This window comes from Bradyrhizobium sp. JYMT SZCCT0180 (assembly GCF_018130165.1).
In the GTDB taxonomy this organism is placed as follows: domain Bacteria; phylum Pseudomonadota; class Alphaproteobacteria; order Rhizobiales; family Xanthobacteraceae; genus Bradyrhizobium.
In genome coordinates this window covers 97,223-112,881 of the sequence record NZ_JAFCLZ010000013.1, presented here as the reverse complement: position 1 = coordinate 112,881, position 15,659 = coordinate 97,223, and the positions used below count along the sequence as shown (strand labels likewise).

The window sequence follows — 15,659 nt, the reverse complement described above, 5'->3', positions numbered from 1 at the left end:
AACAACAAGAGCAAGGATACCGTGATGAACCTGCCAACGCATTTGCTGCCGACCACCGTGGTCGGAAGCTATCCGCAGCCGGAATGGCTGGTGGACCGTGCGATGCTGTCGAAGGTGGTGCCGCGTACGCGCATGCATGCGATGTGGCGGCTGCCGCCGGAGCATCTGCAGGAAGCGCAGGACGACGCCACCATCGTGGCTATCCGCGACATGGAGCGCGCCGGCATCGACGTGGTCACCGACGGCGAAATCCGCCGCGAAAGCTATTCCAACCGGTTTGCGACCGCGCTTGAAGGCATCGACGACGAAAAACCGGCGATGATCACCGCGCGGAACGGGACGCAAACACCGGTGCCGCGCGTAGTCGGCCCGGTGAAGCGCAACGAACCGGTCGAGCTCCACGACATAAAATTCCTGCGCAAAAACACCGACCGCGCGGCCAAGATCACGCTGCCCGGTCCGTTCACGATGAGCCAGCAGGCCAGGAACGAGTTCTACAAGGACGACGAAGAACTCGCGATGGCGTTTGCGGATGCCGTCAACGCCGAAGCGCTGGACCTGCAAAAGGCCGGCGCCGACGTGATCCAGCTCGACGAGCCCTGGGTGCGCAACAATCCGGACCTCGCAAGGCGCTATGCCGTCAAGGCCATCAATCGCGCATTGGCCGGCATCACCGTGCCGACGGTCGTGCATCTGTGCTTCGGCTACGCCGCGGTCGTGCCGGGTTCGACCAAGCCGGCGGGTTATTCGTTCCTCGCCGAACTCGCCGACACGACAGCCGAACAGATTTCGATCGAGGCCGCGCAGCCGAAGCTCGATCTCGGTGTGCTCAAGGATCTCTCATCGAAGAAGATCATGCTGGGCGTCCTCGATCTCGGTAATCCCGAGATCGAGACGGCCGCGATCGTCGCCGATCGCATCCGCAACGGCCTCAAGCATGTCGCGGCGGAACGCCTGGTGGTGGCGCCCGATTGCGGCATGAAATACATGCCGCGCCACGTCGCATTCGGAAAGCTGAAGGCGATGTGCGATGCGGCGACGATCGTGCGCAAGGAGATTGGTTAGAGCGGGATGAGATCACTCTGAGTGCGAGACGCGGGGGAAGGTGCGCTCCCTCTCCCGCTTGCGGGGGAGGGCTGGGGTGGGGGTGTCTCCACAACGAACAATCCCCGTGTGGAGAGAGCCCCCACCCGGCGCTTCGCGCCGACCTCCCCCGCAAGCGGGAGAGGTTGAAGCGAGGCCAGTGCGACCTAGTTAAAAATTATCGGGCTTCAACGCTCGGCTTGTGCTCACCGCCTATACCTCGGCGTAGAGTTCGATGACGTTATCCTCGGGGTCGCGGAAGAACAGCGCGCGATGGTGCCAGCTCGGTATATCCCGGGGCGGGCTCAGGATCGTCACTCCCTTGGATTGCAACGTCGCATAACAGGAATCGATCAGATGCGGCGCAACCCGGAAGGCGAGCTGGACCGCAGCCGAGCCGGGCGGAAACGGACCATCGTGCCACGCAGCCCAGGGACCGCGTGGCCTCAAGGTGAGCAGCGCGGAGCCGACCTGAAAGCTGACCCAGTTCTCGCTGTCGTGAGCGAGCGGAAAGCCCATCACGTCGAGATAGAATTGCCTGGTTTCCTGCATCTTCGAACACAGCAGAACGGTGTAGTCGAGATTGCGGATGTCACCGAGACTCATGCAGCTGCCACCTTGAGAAAAATCGATATGAAATGACCGGCCACGCCGCGAGAAATGGCCCAACGAAAGTGATAGCTCTTATCGAACGATCGTCAAAGCAGCTTGGCGCGAACGAACAGCGCGCGCAACGCGGTGGTCGCCTGCACCGTCAGCATCGCATTGTCAGCGGCGCCTTGCAGCGTACGCACCGCATCGGCGTGCAGCGACTTGAACTCGATCCATTCGACCGAGCTCAGCTTGGTGATGAACTGATAGGCCTGGCCGACGGTACCGATCGATACTGTCTTGCCGTTCAAACTGATCTTGAACGTGGCCCGCAGCGGCGTGTCGGAATTAGAGACGTTGTTCGCAATCATGATGGCGACGTCGAACGCCGCGACGCGGTCAAGCCCTCGCTCAGGCTCGGCACCACGACGAGGCGCTTGACCTGCCCGTTTCGATAGGCCTGCAGGAACTTGTCATATTCCTTGATCGAGACGCAGCCGTTGGAATCGCCATTGGGCCCCAGCAAGTACGAATGCACCAGCAATCCGGTCCGTCCGAGCGTGTCGGCATCACCCACCGGCGTCATGCGAAGTGCGGCGACACCATGAAACAGCTTCTCCCGCGGCTTCAGATCATAGACGTTCGGCGGCGTCGCCCCGACCATGCGCATGGCGACCGAGGCTGGATTATCCATCAGGCCGCCGAGGCCTGAATGCGCCTCGAGCTTGACGCCGTTCGGCATGTAAACGGTCCGCGCCGAGATGTCGTAGACCGCGGTAAAGTTGTCATATCCGAGCGCGCCAAGATCGGGCTTGTTGGCGAACAGACCGTCGCCCGGCGTCAACGACGCCAGCGTAAAGCGCATCGGCACCATATCGGCTAGCTTCTGGAACATGGTCCGGTCGTCCGACCGCGCCGGCGGAGGCGGCGGATCACCCCTCAGCGCCAGACTGGCTTCGGCGGGCCGCGACCTCGGCAGCGGAATCGCAGGCCCGGCCGGAGATGCGGGCTGGTCGGCCTGCGCATCCGGCGACAGCTCGGCCAGCTGGCTTTCGATGTGACCGAACTCGGCGTCGAAATCCGTTCGCGCCGGACGGAAAACGGGACGCGAGGGATACCTGATCGCCGGCGCATTGCGCGCCGAGCCCGATCCGAACCTGTCATCGAACGAGAATGCGCCGGCGCTTTTGGCGGCTTGCGGATTTCGTAGCCAGGCAACGAGATCAACTTTCATCGCCCAGGCGGCCAGCGCCGACGTCACCACGAGCAAGGCAGCGGCGAAGGCGGCCTTGCCGACCCATCGAAAACCGCGGCTCGAAGCTGGCCCGGCTGCACTCGTGGTTCTGTAACCCATCCGTCCCCGGCTCGGCGCTTCGGAATCAGACCCGATTCCGCAAGGGATTCACCGAATAAGCCCAAATATAATGCAATTCAAAGTAAGGCATAATCGAGACACCGGACCACGGCTAGGGTCATCAATCGAAACCGCAGCGACCCGGGCAATCTTGGTAAACAGCCGCCGGTTCCGGGTGTGACAATAATGAAGGCCCGCTCAGGGCCGGAGCGTCGGGCTGGTATTCGGCGCAGGTGCCTGTTCCAGCTCGGAATCTTCCGGCAGCCTGTCCGCATGCACCGATAGCGCGGGCCCGATCCAGATCGGATCGGCAAGATGGTCGCGGCGCGGATTGGTCGTGTTCGGGTGGACCAGAACGCTCAGCCTGCCATGATTGAGCATCAGCCAGGGCACCAGTTCAGGGAATACCTCTTTGGCAAAGGCCACCTGGTACATCGCCTGATCGTGGGGACCGACCTTGACGTCGTGCCACCGGCCGAGCGTCACCGAAAAGCGCTCGCCGATCCAGCCGCGCAACTGCTCGGCCTCGCCCCGCGTCGCCGCCGGATCGTAGTAGATGTGGGCATGGTAGCTGGCGATCTCGCTTAGGGGTCGCGCAGCCCCCTTCTCCTGCAACTCGCTCATCGCGACCGCTCCGTCTCCTGCCAATCAAGTACAGCAGCAACCATCGCCTCAAGCGGCGATAGGGTCAATCGGCAGATGGTCACCTTTCCGGCAGCGGCATTTGCGCTGACTTCAGCTGCGCCGCTTACCGCCTTCGAAGACGGTCATCCCGGCGGCGGGATCGAGGTCGGTCTCGGTCGCCTCGGTGAGGCGCGCCATCATCATGTAGAACCCGATCGTCATGATCGATTCGACGATTTCCTGTTCAGAGAAATGCGCGCGCATCCCGGCGAACACCGGCTCAGGCACACGCACATTGTCGACCACTTCCCGGCCGAACGCCAGCAGCGCCTGTTCGGCTGCATTGAACACGGCGGCGGCGTAATTGCCCTGTTCGAGGCAGTCGATCTGCGGCTGCGTGACCCCGACCCCGAGCGCGATCGGGACGTGCTGGCGCCACTCATAGGCACCGCCTTCCCGCTGCGCGGCCTGGAGAATCAGCAGCTCGCGATTGACGTGGCTGAGCTTCTGCTTGTGCAGGATGGAATTGGCGAACCGCATCGCGGGAATGAAATTGGTCTCGGCATGCGCCAGCATCCGGAAGATGTTCAGCTTGACCGGCATCCTGTCGAACGCCGTACGAATGTCGCCGCTGGTCTTCTCGGGGTCGATCAGGGGTAATCTGGCCATGTGCGTTTCCTTGCGTTTGCTGTTCTTGTTTACTGAAGCGTCGGTTCAAGCGTTGGCCAGCACGATCTTGCCAAAATGCTGATTGCGCGCCATCCGCTCGAACGCTTCGGACGCGTCTTCAAGCGCGCATACTTTATCCACGGGCAGCCGCAGCAACCCCGCCGACAGCGCCGGCATTAAAGCGCGCGTCACCCGCTCGTTGATCGCCTCGACCTGCGCCACGCTCCTGGTGCGGAAGGTGACGCCGACATAGGTGATGCGGCGCATCGAATGCAGGTCGAAGTCGATCTCGCCGCGTTCTCCGGCCATGCGGCCGACATTGACGATGCGGCCGCCGATCCGCGTGGCCTTGAGATTTTCGTTCATCAGCGGTCCGGCGACGAGGTCGATGACGAGATCGACGCCTTTGCCATCAGTGGCTTCGAGCACCTGCGCCACCCAGTCCGGTGATCTGGTATCGATGGCCAGATCAGCACCGAACTCCGCGAGCCGGCCGCGCCGTTCGGGCGAGGTCGAGGAGCCGATCACCACTCCCGCCCGCAGGTATTTGGCGATCTGCAGACCCATCAGGCCGACACCCGAGCTGGCGCCCTGGATCAGGACGGATTGTCCCGCCTCGAACAGGCCGTTGGTCACGATGGCATCGTGCATGGTCTGCAGCGCGACCGGCAGCGCCGAGGCCTTTTCAAACGCAAGACCTTTCGGCACGGCGTAGATCAAACGCGCATTTGCAACGGCGTAGTCGGCAAACGCCCCGCCGCCGGCCCCCATGACACGGTCGCCGGCGCGCCAGCGCTTTACGGCACTACCAGCCTCAATCACCTCGCCGGCCCATTCGAGGCCGAGCGTGCCGCCCATGCCGCCGACGCGACCGTGCGCGGCGCCACGAAGCGTCGCGAGATCAGCGCGGTTCAGTGAGCTCGCTTTCACCCGCACCAGAACCTGCTCCGCCGCGGGCGACGGCCGCGGAATGTCCTTCAGGACGGGACCGTCGGCGCTCGATACGATGGCGCGCATGGACTTAGCGCGCCCTGACTTCGCGGATCGGATCGGAACCATCCCAGCCGATCGATGCCTGTTTGACACGCTCGAAGAAGCGGCCCTTGCCGCCGCTGATGTCGGATATCTCGACGATGGTGCCGGGATGGGTTTGCGTATCGAAATAGCAGAAGCGGCCCTGCTCGCCGCCGATCTGGCCTTCGTGCCCTACCTTGTAGCCCAGCGACAGCGCGCGGTCGTAGAGGCCCTGATAGTCCCGGCTCCAGTACGACATGTGCTGCATGCCTTCGCGGCCGGAATCCAGGAACTCCTTGTACATCGAAGGCGCGTCATTCCGTTGCTGGATCAGCTCGATCTGAAGATCGCCGGAATTGGCGATCGCGACGCTCATTTCCATCGCGGAGTCCACACCGCGATGGCGGAACCAATCGGTCTTGACCCGCTCGATGTAGAACCAAGGCCCGACGCCCATCACGTTGATCCAGTGATCCATCGCGGCGCGGATGTCGCGCACGACATATCCGTTCTGACAGACGGCGCCAAAAATGCGGCTCATGTTACCCTCCGTTGTCGGCGGCATTCGCCCGCCTGTTGCGCCTGATGTGGCTTCCGCTTCCGCACTTCAGGTCAGGTGAAAACCTTCATATCCGCGCGCGGCGATCTGGGCGCAGCGGTGCCGGTAGCCTTCCCCGACATAGGGCATGAAGACGCGCGGTTTTCCGGCGATGTTCGCGCCGAGATACCAGGAGTCCGCTTTCGGAAACAACGTGCGTTCGGCCATCTCGGCGACATGCGCCATCCAGGCGCGCTCGGCTACGGGATCGGGCTCGATGATCCGAAAATCCTGCGCGCGCATATGGTCGATGCAGTCGGTCAGCCAGTCGACATGCTGTTCGCAGGCGTTGATCATGTTGCCGATCACCGACGGGCTGCCGGGACCGGTGATGATGAACAGGTTGGGGAAGTCAGCCACCGCGATGCCAAGATAGGCGCGCGGTCCCTCGGCCCAGGCGTCCTGCAGACGAAGCTCTTTTCGTCCGCGAATGTCCATCGCGAACAGCGCCCCGGTGATGGCGTCAAAGCCGGTCGCGAACACCAGCGCGTCCAGATCGAACTGGCGCGCCGAGGTTTTGACGCCGTCGGCCGTCAGCGCCTCGAGCGGCTCTTCCTTGAGATTCACCAGTTCGACATTGTCGCGGTTGAAGGTCTCGTAATAATTCGTATCGACGCAGATGCGCTTGACGCCCAATGGATATCCCGAGGGGCTCAGCGCCGCGGCGGTTTTGGGATTCTTGACGATCTGGCGGATCTTCTCGCGCACGAAATCGCAGGCGACGTCATTGACGGCCTCATGGGTCAGGAGATTCGGGAACGACAGCAAAAACCCGCCGCCACCTTCCTGCCAGAGCTCCTCATAGCGACGCCATTGTTCGTCGCGCGAGGGTATCGGCGCCTCGAACGCGGAAGAGTTTACGCGGCCGGCATTCGGACTTGCGAGGCTCTCGCAGTAGGCCGGAAAGGCCGCATCGAACTGCTCGAAGTCCTCGTCCCCAAGCGCGCGGTTGCGCGCGGGCACCGAGAAATTCGGTGTGCGCTGGAACACCACGACGTGTTTGGCGGCTTCCGCGATCAGCGGAATCGCCTGCACGCCCGATGACCCCGTGCCGACGACGCCGACGCGCAGACCAGAGAAGTCGACCTCCTGTTCCGGCCAGCGGGCGGTGTGGTAGATCGGGCCGCGAAAACTCTCCAGTCCCGGCGTCTTCGGGCTGTTCGGCACCGAGAGTGCACCAGTCGCCATGATGCAGAAGCGGGCGCGGATCTGGTCGCCGCGATCGGTCCGCACCAGCCAGCGTCCGCCGGCTTCATCGAAGGATGCTGAAACGACGCGGGTCTGAAACCGCAGCAGGTCGCGCAGTTGGAAGCGATCGGCGACGAATTTGGCGTAGTCCAGAATCTCGCGCCGTGCCGCGTATTTCTCCGACCAGCGCCACTCCCGCCGCAACTCCTCCGACCATGTGTAGGAGTAATAGAGGCTCGGGACGTCGCAGCGCACGCCGGGATAGCGGTTCCAGTACCAGGTGCCGCCGACTTCGGGGGCGGCCTCGAAGCCGATCACGGACAGGCCCTTCTCGCGCAGCCGGTGCAGCGCATAGAGACCGCCAAAACCAGCACCGACCACGACCGCGTCATAATCGCCTTCGACCGCCGCGCGTTCGGCGCGATCCCCTGTGTCTCGCTTGTTCGCCTGAGTTGCCATGGTCTGCTCCCCGTCAGCCGATCGAACGGCCGCCGTCGATCACAAGCTCGGTGCCCGTGACGTAGCGGCTCTCGTCGCTGGCGAGCCACAGAATGCCATTGGCAATATCTTCCGGCATCGCCTTGAAGCCGAGCGGCACCGCGCGTTCGGTCAGCTTGTCCAGGGTCGCGCCGCGCGGCGGCCCTGAATTCGAACCCTCCTCGGCGGTGCCGATCAGCGTGTCCCAGATCGCGGTTTCGGTGATGCCGGGGTGAAGCGAGTTGACCCGCACCCCGTCCTTGGCGGCGGCGCATTCCAGCGCGACGGACTTTGTGAACAGGCGAACGCCGCCCTTGGTCGCGCAATAGCCAGACACGTTGGGCGAGGCCTTGATGCCCGCAATCGAGGAGACATTGATGATGCTGCCGCCGCCACCTGCGCGCATCAGCGGAAGCGCGGTTTTGACCCCGAGGAAGACGCCATCGAGGTTGACGGCGACCTGGCGTCGCCAGTCGGCAAGCGACATGTCGACGACCGGACTGGAGAGGCCGATCCCGGCGTTGTTGACGAGAACGTCGAGCCGGCCGAACCGCGCCTTGGTTTTTGATATCACCGACTGCCAGTCTTCCTCACTGGTCACATCGTGATGGAAATATTCCGCCTCGCATCCGGCCGATCGCAGTTCGCTTAGCAGGCGCTCACCGTTCTCGTCCTGCAGATCGGTCGCGACGATCTTCGCGCCCTCGCGCGCCAGGACGAGGACCGCGCCCCGCCCGATCCCGTTGGCGGCGCCGGTCACCAGTGCGACCTTGCCTTCGACCCGCCGTTTCATGAGCTAAGCCCGTTCACGCCAAATCCTCCCAGGCCCGGCTGGGCGCTATTCTTGGAAACGTTTCCATGATTGAGCTTGAAGTTTCCAACGATGTCAATATTAATAGGGAAAGTGTTTCAAATAACGTTTCCAGAACAAGCTGATTATTGAGCTGCCCCGGGGTTCGAATGCAAACGAATCCGGGCACTTGCGGCGAGACAGCGGGCAAGCAGGACCGATGGCCAGAACCCAGCCGACCTCCTTCCTTCGGCCGACCATCCGCGATGTCGCCGCGCAAGCCGGCGTGTCGGTCTCTAGCGTCAGCCGGGTGTTGAACCGCGAGCCGCACACGAGTCCTGAACTGCACGCCCGGATCATGCGCGTGGTCGACCGTCTCGGGTTCGAGCCACATTCCGCCGCGCAGGCGCTGCGCTCGCGCGCCAGCAACACGATCGGCTGCATGGTCTCGGATATCTCCAACCCGCTCTACAGCGAGATGGTCAACGCCGCGGAAGAGGAATTGCAACGCGCCGGCTACGTCCTGATGCTCGGCGCAACCCGGCACGCCGAGGAACGCGAAACCGCGTTCATATCCGCGGTGCGCCGGCGGCGGATGGATGGATTGCTGCTGTTCGCCGGAGACAACACCCACAAGGATTTTACAAGCGCGCTGGCTACGCTCGATTTGCCCTGTATCGGGATCGACCGCGAGGTGCCGGGCGCGCCGTCGGTGCGCGCCGATCATCGCGGCGGCGGCTTTGAGGTGACGCGCTATCTCATCGGCCTCGGCCATCGCCGTATCGCGCTGCTGACCGGGCCTGCGGCGGTGCTGCCGAGTACCGAGCGGGTAGCCGGATATCGGCAGGCGCATATCGAAGCCGGACTTGACGTCGATCTCGATCTCGTCCGCCCGCAGGTGCACGGCTCGGGCATCGCCTTCAGCGACGTCTGCCAGTTGCTGCAAGGGCCAGCGCCACCGACCGCCATCATCACGCTGGGAACGCACATGCTCGCCAGCGTGATGGACGCGCTCGCCAGCAACGGCATTCGCTATCCGAGCGACATCTCGCTCGTGTGTATCGGCGACACGGATCTGGCCCGGCACGCGACGCCGGCAATCAGCACGCTGACCTGGGACTTGAGCGAAATCGGCAGGATCGCCGCAAAAACCCTGCTTGAGCGCATACGCGACGGCGATCAGGCCCAGGACACAAGGCCGATTTATCTGCCGACCCGATTCATCCTTCGACATTCCTGCGCCGAGCCGCGCGCCAAGTGATTAGAGGAATTGCCTGCCCTGCCGATCTGCCCAGTTTGACGACCACCAACAAAAAAACAAATACCGGGAAACCCAAGGGAGTTGCGTATGAAGTACCGCACGACGTTGCTGACGTTGCTAATGCTCGTCCTGGCCACCTGTTCGGTACGGGCGCAGGATGCGGCGGACTACCCCTCCAGAAAAATAAAAATGCTGTTGCCGTACGCGGCCGGCGGTGGCGGCGACGTGATCGGCCGCCTGCTGGCGGACAAGATGGGCAAGCGCCTCGGACAAACCATCTTCGTCGAAAACCGCACCGGCGCGGCCGGCACCATCGGCACGCAGATGGTCGCGACCTCGCCGGCGGACGGCTACACCATCATGATCGGCGGCATGACCACGCATGTGCTTGCGCCGGCGTCCTATGCGAGCCTGCCCTATGATCCGATCAAGGATTTCGCAGTGATCGGCCGCATCGGAACGTCGGCGATCCTGATGGTGGCCTCGAAGGATTTTCCGGCGAGCGACCTGCGCGGCCTGATCGCGATGGCGAAAAAGGGCGATCAGATCCAGTACGGATCCTGGGGCGTCGGCTCGACCGGGCATTTCTGCGCGGAGATCCTGTCGCAGAAGGCCGGCATCAAACTCGAACACGTGCCGTTCAGCGGCGCGTCCAAGATTGCCAACGATCTGATCGGCGGCCACATCTCGCTCGGCACGCTGGATATGGCCACAGCGACGCCGCTGGTGAAGGATGGAAAAGTAAAGGCGCTGGGCACATGCGGGGATCGCTCGCCAAGCCTGCCTGAAGTCGCAACCTACAAGGACCAGGGGATCGATTTTGAGCGCAGCCTGTCCTGGGTCATGTACGCGCCCGCAGGCATTCCCGACATCGCCGCGAAGAAGCTTTCAGCAGCACTGCAGGAATCGATCGCCGAAGCGGACATGACCGAAAGGCTGCTCGCGCTCGGCGTCACCGCGGACTTCATTCCCGGAGACCGGCAGCGCGACATCAACGTACGCGACATCGAGGCCTGGAAGGTGGTCGCCAGAGAAGCCAAGATCGAGATCAAGTGAACGCGCGGCGATCCGGCCGAAATTGCCGGCGCGCCGCGCCCCAACCATGCTCAGTTCTTCTTGCCGAACAGCACCGGAAGCTGGCGCGGGCCACGCACCGTGCCTTCCGACCAGGTAACCTTGCCGGCAGGATCAAGCTTGAAGTCCGGAATCCGCTTCAGCCATTCCTCGATCGCGACCGTCATTTCCATGCGGGCGAGGTTGGAGCCGACGCAGCGGTGAATGCCAAGACCAAACGCGGCATGGCGATTCTCCTTGCGGTCGATCACCACCTTGTCGGCGTCGGGGAACATCGCGGGGTCGCGGTTGGCCGCCGGGAACGACAGCAGCACCATGTTGCCCGGCTTGACCGGGCAGCCGCTGATGGTGGTTTCCTTCATCACTTCGCGCGCCATCGTCACCGGCGAATAGGCCCGCAGAAACTCCTCGATCGCGCTCGGCATCAATTCCGGCTCCGCGATCAGGCGGTCGCGGTCCGCGGGCGTATTCGCCAGATGCCACAGCGAGGAGCCGATCGCGCTCCAGGTGGTGTCGATGCCGGCAATCAGCAGCAGCCGCAGCGAACCCAGCACCTGGGAATCTTCCAGCGGATTGCCGTCCTTGTCCTTGGCTTTCATCAGCGTCGAGATCAGATCGTCGGTCGGATGCGTCTTGCGATGCTCGATATGGCCGGCGAAATAGGCGCTCATCTCCTGCACCGCTTGCACCAGCATGCTCTCGTTCTTGATGCTGAGCTCGAGGATCATGTGGATCCACTTGACGAACAGATCGCCATCCTTCTCGGGAATGCCGAGCATGTGCGCGATCGCGCGCACCGGAACATGCTTGGTGTAGCGCGCCGCGGCGTCGCATTGGCCGTCTTCGATGAATTCGTCGATCAGCTCGTTGCAGATGGCGCGGACCCGCGGCTCCAGCTTCGTCATCGCGTCCGGCGTGAACGGCGGAAGCAGCAACTGCTTGGCGGGCTTGTGCTCGGGCGGATCTGACGTGATCGGAGGCGCGGCGTTGCGCTGCACTTCAGGCCGCACGTCGCGTACGATGACGCGCCGCGAGGAGAAATGCTCAGTGTCGTAGGCGATCTCCTTCACCGCCTGATAGGTGGTCGGCAGATAGCAACCGAGGAAACGCTTGGTGTGCACGACAGGGCATTCGTTGCGCAGCTCGTCCCAGATCGGAAACGGATTCTCGGTCCAGCGCGGGTCGGTATGATCGAAATCGTTGACCCAGTCGGTGACCGGAGGATGTTCGGGCATCATGCTGACGGAATCGGACATCGCGCAAATTCCTTTTGCTTAGGTTCGTTCAGGACGAGCTTGATTTCAGGACCGGACTGTCGCCCCTATTCTTCCTGCACTTCGATCGCGATTTCGGGGCAGTTGGTCTGGGCGAGCCAGGCCTTGTCTTCCATGCCAGCAGGGACCGAACCGTCGCCGACTTCATGGGCATTGCCGAATTCGTCGAGCTCGAACAGTTCCGGCGCCAGCGACTTGCAGCGTGCGTGTCCCTGACATTTGTCCTGGTCGACGCGGATCTTCAGCTTTCCCGACATGCGAGCGCTCCTTCAAGCCGCGCGCGCTCAACCAGCGCGTCGCATTTCCTCATGTTGATGTGGGCGCTGCCAGCCGCGGCCGGTCCGCCTCTTCAAGTTATATCCTATTACATTATCGTCGCGATTGTGCTGTCAAGCGGAAAGTTATAGATCATTGCACTGAATGCCGCCTCGCCCCGCACGTAAAGCGCTCAACACCTACCACCATGGGGATCTCCGCGATGCCCTGGTTCAGGCCGCGCTCGGCGAAGTGGAACTCGGCGGCCCCGAAGCGATCAGCATCAGTGCGCTGGCCAAGAGGCTCGGCGTCTCGCAGCCGGCTCCCTACAAGCATTTTGCCGACCGCGAGAGCCTGCTCACGGCGGTAACGGCCGAAGCCTTCCGCCAGTTCAACGCCATCCTGCGCGAGTCGATCGGAAAACCCTCCAGGCGCTCGAAGCTGTCGCGCCTGGCGCAAGCCACATTGGATTTCGGTCTTCGCCGCAACGGCGTCTACCGCCTGATGTTCGCCTCACGGATCATGGCATGCGCACCCAAGGGCAGCGAGCTGCACGTCGCCGCGATGGAAACCTTCGAACTGCTGCTGGAATCCCTCGAAGCGCCCGCGGTGGGATTGCTGCGCGAACGCAGCGCCCTGCAAATCTGGGCCGCGCTGCACGGCGTGGTCATGCTGGCCGAACAGGGACTTCTCACCGGCCAGCTTGCCAATGTCAGCCGGGAAGAGCTGGTCGAAGATATCGTCAAGCAGACCAAGCTGGCGCTGGCGGTGGCCATCAAGGCGGCGGACAAGAACGGCCGATAGCCTCGCGCGGCCATCATGGTGCGGCGTCCGCAAATCCGTTACCATGCGGCCCGTTGCCGGATAGCGGCTGGCGGGTTCGAGTGGGCCGGTGCAAGTTCGATTGAAAACGAGATTTGCGCACACCCGGCCGGCGCGAACCGGCCGGCGGCTGGCGCTCGGGATATTGCTGTCGCTGTGCTGCTCCGGGCTGGCGTTCGGCCAGAACAACAGCAAGGACAATGGCGAGGACGAGGATGAGCCGGCCAAGCCGAAGCCGGTATTGCCGAACATCTATCTCGACTTGCGAACGATCTACACCACCCTGCCGGCAGGTACGCTCTCGATCGGCTTCAGCCCGCCGCCACTATTGTCGAATTTGTCGAACCTGACATCGCTCGGGACCTTGTCCTCGCCGGCCAGCCGAAGCATCAATCTCGACATTCCCCTGACGGTTGACGTCAACGAGTGGCTGTCGGTCTATGGCGGCGTCTCCGGCGCTTCGTCCCAATCGGGCAGCCTGCCCTGGTCGTCGTTCGATATCTACGGTTTTACGGTCGGATTTCAGGCCGACCTCTATCAGCAAAACGGCGGCATGTTTCCAACGGTGACGATACAAAGCAACGCATCGCGATCGATTTCCGGCGCGCCATTGGCGACGACCTCCTACAATACGATCCTCGAATTCGGCTACGCGCTGAACCCGGACGAAACGCGGGGACTGCTCGCCGGCGCGCAGTACACAAAGATCATCGTCGATTCCATTTTCGCTGAAGTGAAGCCCGGCTATATGGGCTATGTCGGCGGCTACTATCAGTGGGACAACAACTGGAAGCTGACCGGCCGCTTCGGCGTGCAATCGTTCGGCGGTGCGCAGCTTCTCAATCTCGCGCCGTTCCCGGCCTTCACCCAGCCGATCGTACGGCTCGATCTCGACCGCATGGACGATGACGACAACCGCCTGTTCGGCGTCACCGCGCAAATTGCCTGGACGCCGAAGCCGTCCTATCAGCTGACGGTGAGAACGCCGCTCTATGCGATCAAGAATTAAGGCGCATTCCATCACCCGCGGATGCCACCCGCGATCACACTGACACATTCACATCCAGGAGAAGACATCATGACATCCAGCGACGGCGCACGGACGCTCAAGGGCAAGGTTGCATTGGTCACCGGCGCGGGCCGCGGGCTCGGCCGCGCCTTCGCGGAAAAACTGGCTGCGATGGGCGCCGACGTCGCCATCCACGGCATGCGCGAGAACGGACCAGCGGAATATGGCGAGGGATCGACGCTGACGGCGGTCGCGGAAGAGATCGCCAACGCGCATGGCGTGCGCACCATTCGCGTGCTCGCCGACCTCACGCAAGGTGCCGACATCGCCCGCGTGGTCGAGACCACGACGCGCGAACTGGGGCCGATCGAGATCCTCGTTCACAACGCCGGCGGCGACATCGCCGCCAAGGGCGGCAAGCCCGATCCGAACGACGCCATCACGATCAAGGAAGAGGACGTGCGCGCGGTGCTCGATCGCAACCTGCTCAGCACGATCCTGACCTGCCAGGCGGTAGCGCAGGAGATGATGAAACGGCGCCAGGGCCGCATCGTCACCATTGGTTCGGTCGCGGCCTTCAAGGGGCGCACCAACGGTTCGATCTATGCCGTCGCCAAAGCCGGCATGACGCATTACACGCGCTGCCTCGCCGATCAGCTGCGCGCCTACGACATCAATGTGAACTGCATCGCGCCGGGCGACACCCGCACCGGCCGCTTCATGGGGACGCGCGCAGTCGATCAGAACAGGATGGTCGAAACCGGCACGCTCGACCGCATCGCCACCGTCGATGAAGTCGCCCGCGTCGTCGAAATGTTCGCAGGTCCGATGGGGGCGTTCGTCTCAGGACAGGTGTTGCGCGTCGACGGCGCCGGGCAGTGCTGGGCGGCCTGACACTCGCTCTCTCAACTGGTCAAATTCGCCGGAATGGTAGGTGGCGCCGTCAGGCGTAACGATTTCGACGTCCCAGCAGCCGTCCGATATCAGTTCATCGGCTTTTTTCATCGCGGCCAGCACCGACTCGCGCCGCAAGGTCACGGTTCCCGATGTATCGAGCGCGGTAATGAGAAATACCATGGACGGCTCCTGTTTCGGATTCGCACCAGTGTGGCTGGGAATACGGCCGGGTCAAGCGGCATGAATTGGGGGCCAGGAGAAGAAAACCCTACCCCGGAACGGCCACGGGAAACGGCCTTCCACGTTCTGGCCGCAGATTGCATACCGCTACCCTTGCTTCCGGGCAGAACTGGGCGACATTAGGGGCTCATTCAATGGAAGCCGTCATGAGCCCGCCCGCCTTCGATCCCTTTGGAGAACTGGTCCCGACCGCCGATTCGGCGGCCGCGCCGGAGCGCGACTCTAACTGGCTGAAGTCGGCCGGTGTCGGGCTGTTCTGGGGGCTGGTTGGCGTCATCGTGCTGGCACGCGCGATGTACTTCGAACCGGGCGCTTTCAGCTTCGGGCAGGCCGTGGCGTGGGCACAGGGCCTGTTCGGGTTGCTCTAGGGGCACGCGATACGCCCGCCCCGGTTGAAGCGGGAAGAAAAATACTCTCCCCATCTCGCTGAATCGAAAAT

At 63.0% G+C, this 15,659-nt stretch carries 19 protein-coding genes; 7 read left to right on the top strand and 12 right to left on the bottom strand.

Annotated features, from left to right (window positions below):
• The first annotated feature begins 24 nt into the window (after positions 1 to 24).
• Positions 25 to 1,065, top strand: coding sequence for a uroporphyrinogen decarboxylase family protein (locus tag JQ641_RS20030; protein WP_211997694.1), 1,041 nt, complete (start codon positions 25 to 27; stop codon positions 1,063 to 1,065).
• A gap of 231 nt (positions 1,066 to 1,296) precedes the next feature.
• Here the strand turns inward: JQ641_RS20030 and JQ641_RS20025 are convergent, their stop codons facing one another.
• The 9 genes from JQ641_RS20025 to JQ641_RS19985 form a co-directional block, all read right to left on the bottom strand.
• Positions 1,297 to 1,689: a VOC family protein gene (locus tag JQ641_RS20025; protein ID WP_211997693.1), complete on the bottom strand. Its 393-nt coding sequence runs from the start codon at positions 1,687 to 1,689 to the stop codon at positions 1,297 to 1,299.
• Between the two features lie 92 nt (positions 1,690 to 1,781).
• Positions 1,782 to 2,045 (bottom strand): hypothetical protein, encoded by a 264-nt coding sequence (locus tag JQ641_RS20020; RefSeq protein WP_211997692.1) that lies wholly within the window; start codon positions 2,043 to 2,045, stop codon positions 1,782 to 1,784.
• Positions 2,042 to 3,028 (bottom strand): DUF2778 domain-containing protein, encoded by a 987-nt coding sequence (locus tag JQ641_RS20015; protein WP_211997691.1) that lies wholly within the window; start codon positions 3,026 to 3,028, stop codon positions 2,042 to 2,044. Before JQ641_RS20015 ends, JQ641_RS20020 begins: the two co-directional genes overlap by 4 nt.
• Positions 3,029 to 3,226: 198 nt before the next feature.
• Positions 3,227 to 3,652 carry a DOPA 4,5-dioxygenase family protein gene (locus JQ641_RS20010; RefSeq protein ID WP_211997690.1) on the bottom strand — a complete coding sequence of 142 codons (426 nt, stop codon included), beginning with the start codon at positions 3,650 to 3,652 and terminating at the stop codon, positions 3,227 to 3,229.
• 111 nt (positions 3,653 to 3,763) lie between these two features.
• Positions 3,764 to 4,321 carry a carboxymuconolactone decarboxylase family protein gene (locus JQ641_RS20005; RefSeq protein WP_211997689.1) on the bottom strand — a complete coding sequence of 186 codons (558 nt, stop codon included), beginning with the start codon at positions 4,319 to 4,321 and terminating at the stop codon, positions 3,764 to 3,766.
• Between the two features lie 45 nt (positions 4,322 to 4,366).
• Entirely contained in the window at positions 4,367 to 5,338 is a 972-nt protein-coding gene (locus JQ641_RS20000) for a zinc-binding dehydrogenase (RefSeq protein ID WP_211997688.1), read from the bottom strand.
• Between the two features lie 4 nt (positions 5,339 to 5,342).
• A complete protein-coding gene (locus JQ641_RS19995; RefSeq protein WP_211997687.1) occupies positions 5,343 to 5,876 on the bottom strand; it encodes a VOC family protein in 534 nt (177 codons plus the stop codon).
• A 66-nt stretch (positions 5,877 to 5,942) separates the two neighbouring features.
• A complete protein-coding gene (locus JQ641_RS19990; protein WP_211997686.1) occupies positions 5,943 to 7,580 on the bottom strand; it encodes a flavin-containing monooxygenase in 1,638 nt (545 codons plus the stop codon).
• Positions 7,581 to 7,593: 13 nt separating this feature from the next.
• Positions 7,594 to 8,391: an SDR family NAD(P)-dependent oxidoreductase gene (locus JQ641_RS19985; RefSeq protein ID WP_211997685.1), complete on the bottom strand. Its 798-nt coding sequence runs from the start codon at positions 8,389 to 8,391 to the stop codon at positions 7,594 to 7,596.
• 217 nt (positions 8,392 to 8,608) lie between these two features.
• Between JQ641_RS19985 and JQ641_RS19980 the strand changes: the two genes are divergently transcribed.
• Both JQ641_RS19980 and JQ641_RS19975 read left to right on the top strand, forming a co-directional pair.
• The gene (locus tag JQ641_RS19980; RefSeq protein WP_211997684.1) at positions 8,609 to 9,649 is read left to right on the top strand and encodes a LacI family DNA-binding transcriptional regulator; all 1,041 of its coding nucleotides are present in this window, start codon (positions 8,609 to 8,611) and stop codon (positions 9,647 to 9,649) included.
• A gap of 87 nt (positions 9,650 to 9,736) precedes the next feature.
• Entirely contained in the window at positions 9,737 to 10,705 is a 969-nt protein-coding gene (locus tag JQ641_RS19975) for a Bug family tripartite tricarboxylate transporter substrate binding protein (RefSeq protein ID WP_211997683.1), read from the top strand.
• A 50-nt stretch (positions 10,706 to 10,755) separates the two neighbouring features.
• Here the strand turns inward: JQ641_RS19975 and JQ641_RS19970 are convergent, their stop codons facing one another.
• A complete protein-coding gene (locus tag JQ641_RS19970; protein WP_211997682.1) occupies positions 10,756 to 11,979 on the bottom strand; it encodes a cytochrome P450 in 1,224 nt (407 codons plus the stop codon).
• A 65-nt stretch (positions 11,980 to 12,044) separates the two neighbouring features.
• On the bottom strand, positions 12,045 to 12,254 hold the full coding sequence (locus JQ641_RS19965; RefSeq protein ID WP_211997681.1) for a ferredoxin: 210 nt from the start codon (positions 12,252 to 12,254) through the stop codon (positions 12,045 to 12,047).
• A 163-nt stretch (positions 12,255 to 12,417) separates the two neighbouring features.
• On the opposite strand from JQ641_RS19965, the gene JQ641_RS19960 reads away from it, so the two are divergent.
• From JQ641_RS19960 to JQ641_RS19950, 3 genes are all read left to right on the top strand, one after another.
• The gene (locus JQ641_RS19960) at positions 12,418 to 13,056 is read left to right on the top strand and encodes a TetR/AcrR family transcriptional regulator (protein ID WP_211997680.1); all 639 of its coding nucleotides are present in this window, start codon (positions 12,418 to 12,420) and stop codon (positions 13,054 to 13,056) included.
• Positions 13,057 to 13,156: 100 nt separating this feature from the next.
• Positions 13,157 to 14,083, top strand: a complete 927-nt coding sequence (locus JQ641_RS19955; protein ID WP_249150559.1) for a hypothetical protein — start codon at positions 13,157 to 13,159, stop codon at positions 14,081 to 14,083.
• Positions 14,084 to 14,152: 69 nt separating this feature from the next.
• A complete protein-coding gene (locus JQ641_RS19950) occupies positions 14,153 to 14,977 on the top strand; it encodes an SDR family NAD(P)-dependent oxidoreductase (RefSeq protein ID WP_211997679.1) in 825 nt (274 codons plus the stop codon).
• Here the strand turns inward: JQ641_RS19950 and JQ641_RS19945 are convergent.
• Entirely contained in the window at positions 14,927 to 15,160 is a 234-nt protein-coding gene (locus tag JQ641_RS19945) for a hypothetical protein (RefSeq protein WP_192740622.1), read from the bottom strand. The genes JQ641_RS19950 and JQ641_RS19945 overlap by 51 nt on opposite strands.
• A gap of 206 nt (positions 15,161 to 15,366) precedes the next feature.
• Between JQ641_RS19945 and JQ641_RS19940 the strand changes: the two genes are divergently transcribed.
• Positions 15,367 to 15,588 carry a hypothetical protein gene (locus JQ641_RS19940; protein ID WP_211997678.1) on the top strand — a complete coding sequence of 74 codons (222 nt, stop codon included), beginning with the start codon at positions 15,367 to 15,369 and terminating at the stop codon, positions 15,586 to 15,588.
• The last annotated feature ends 71 nt before the right edge of the window (positions 15,589 to 15,659 follow it).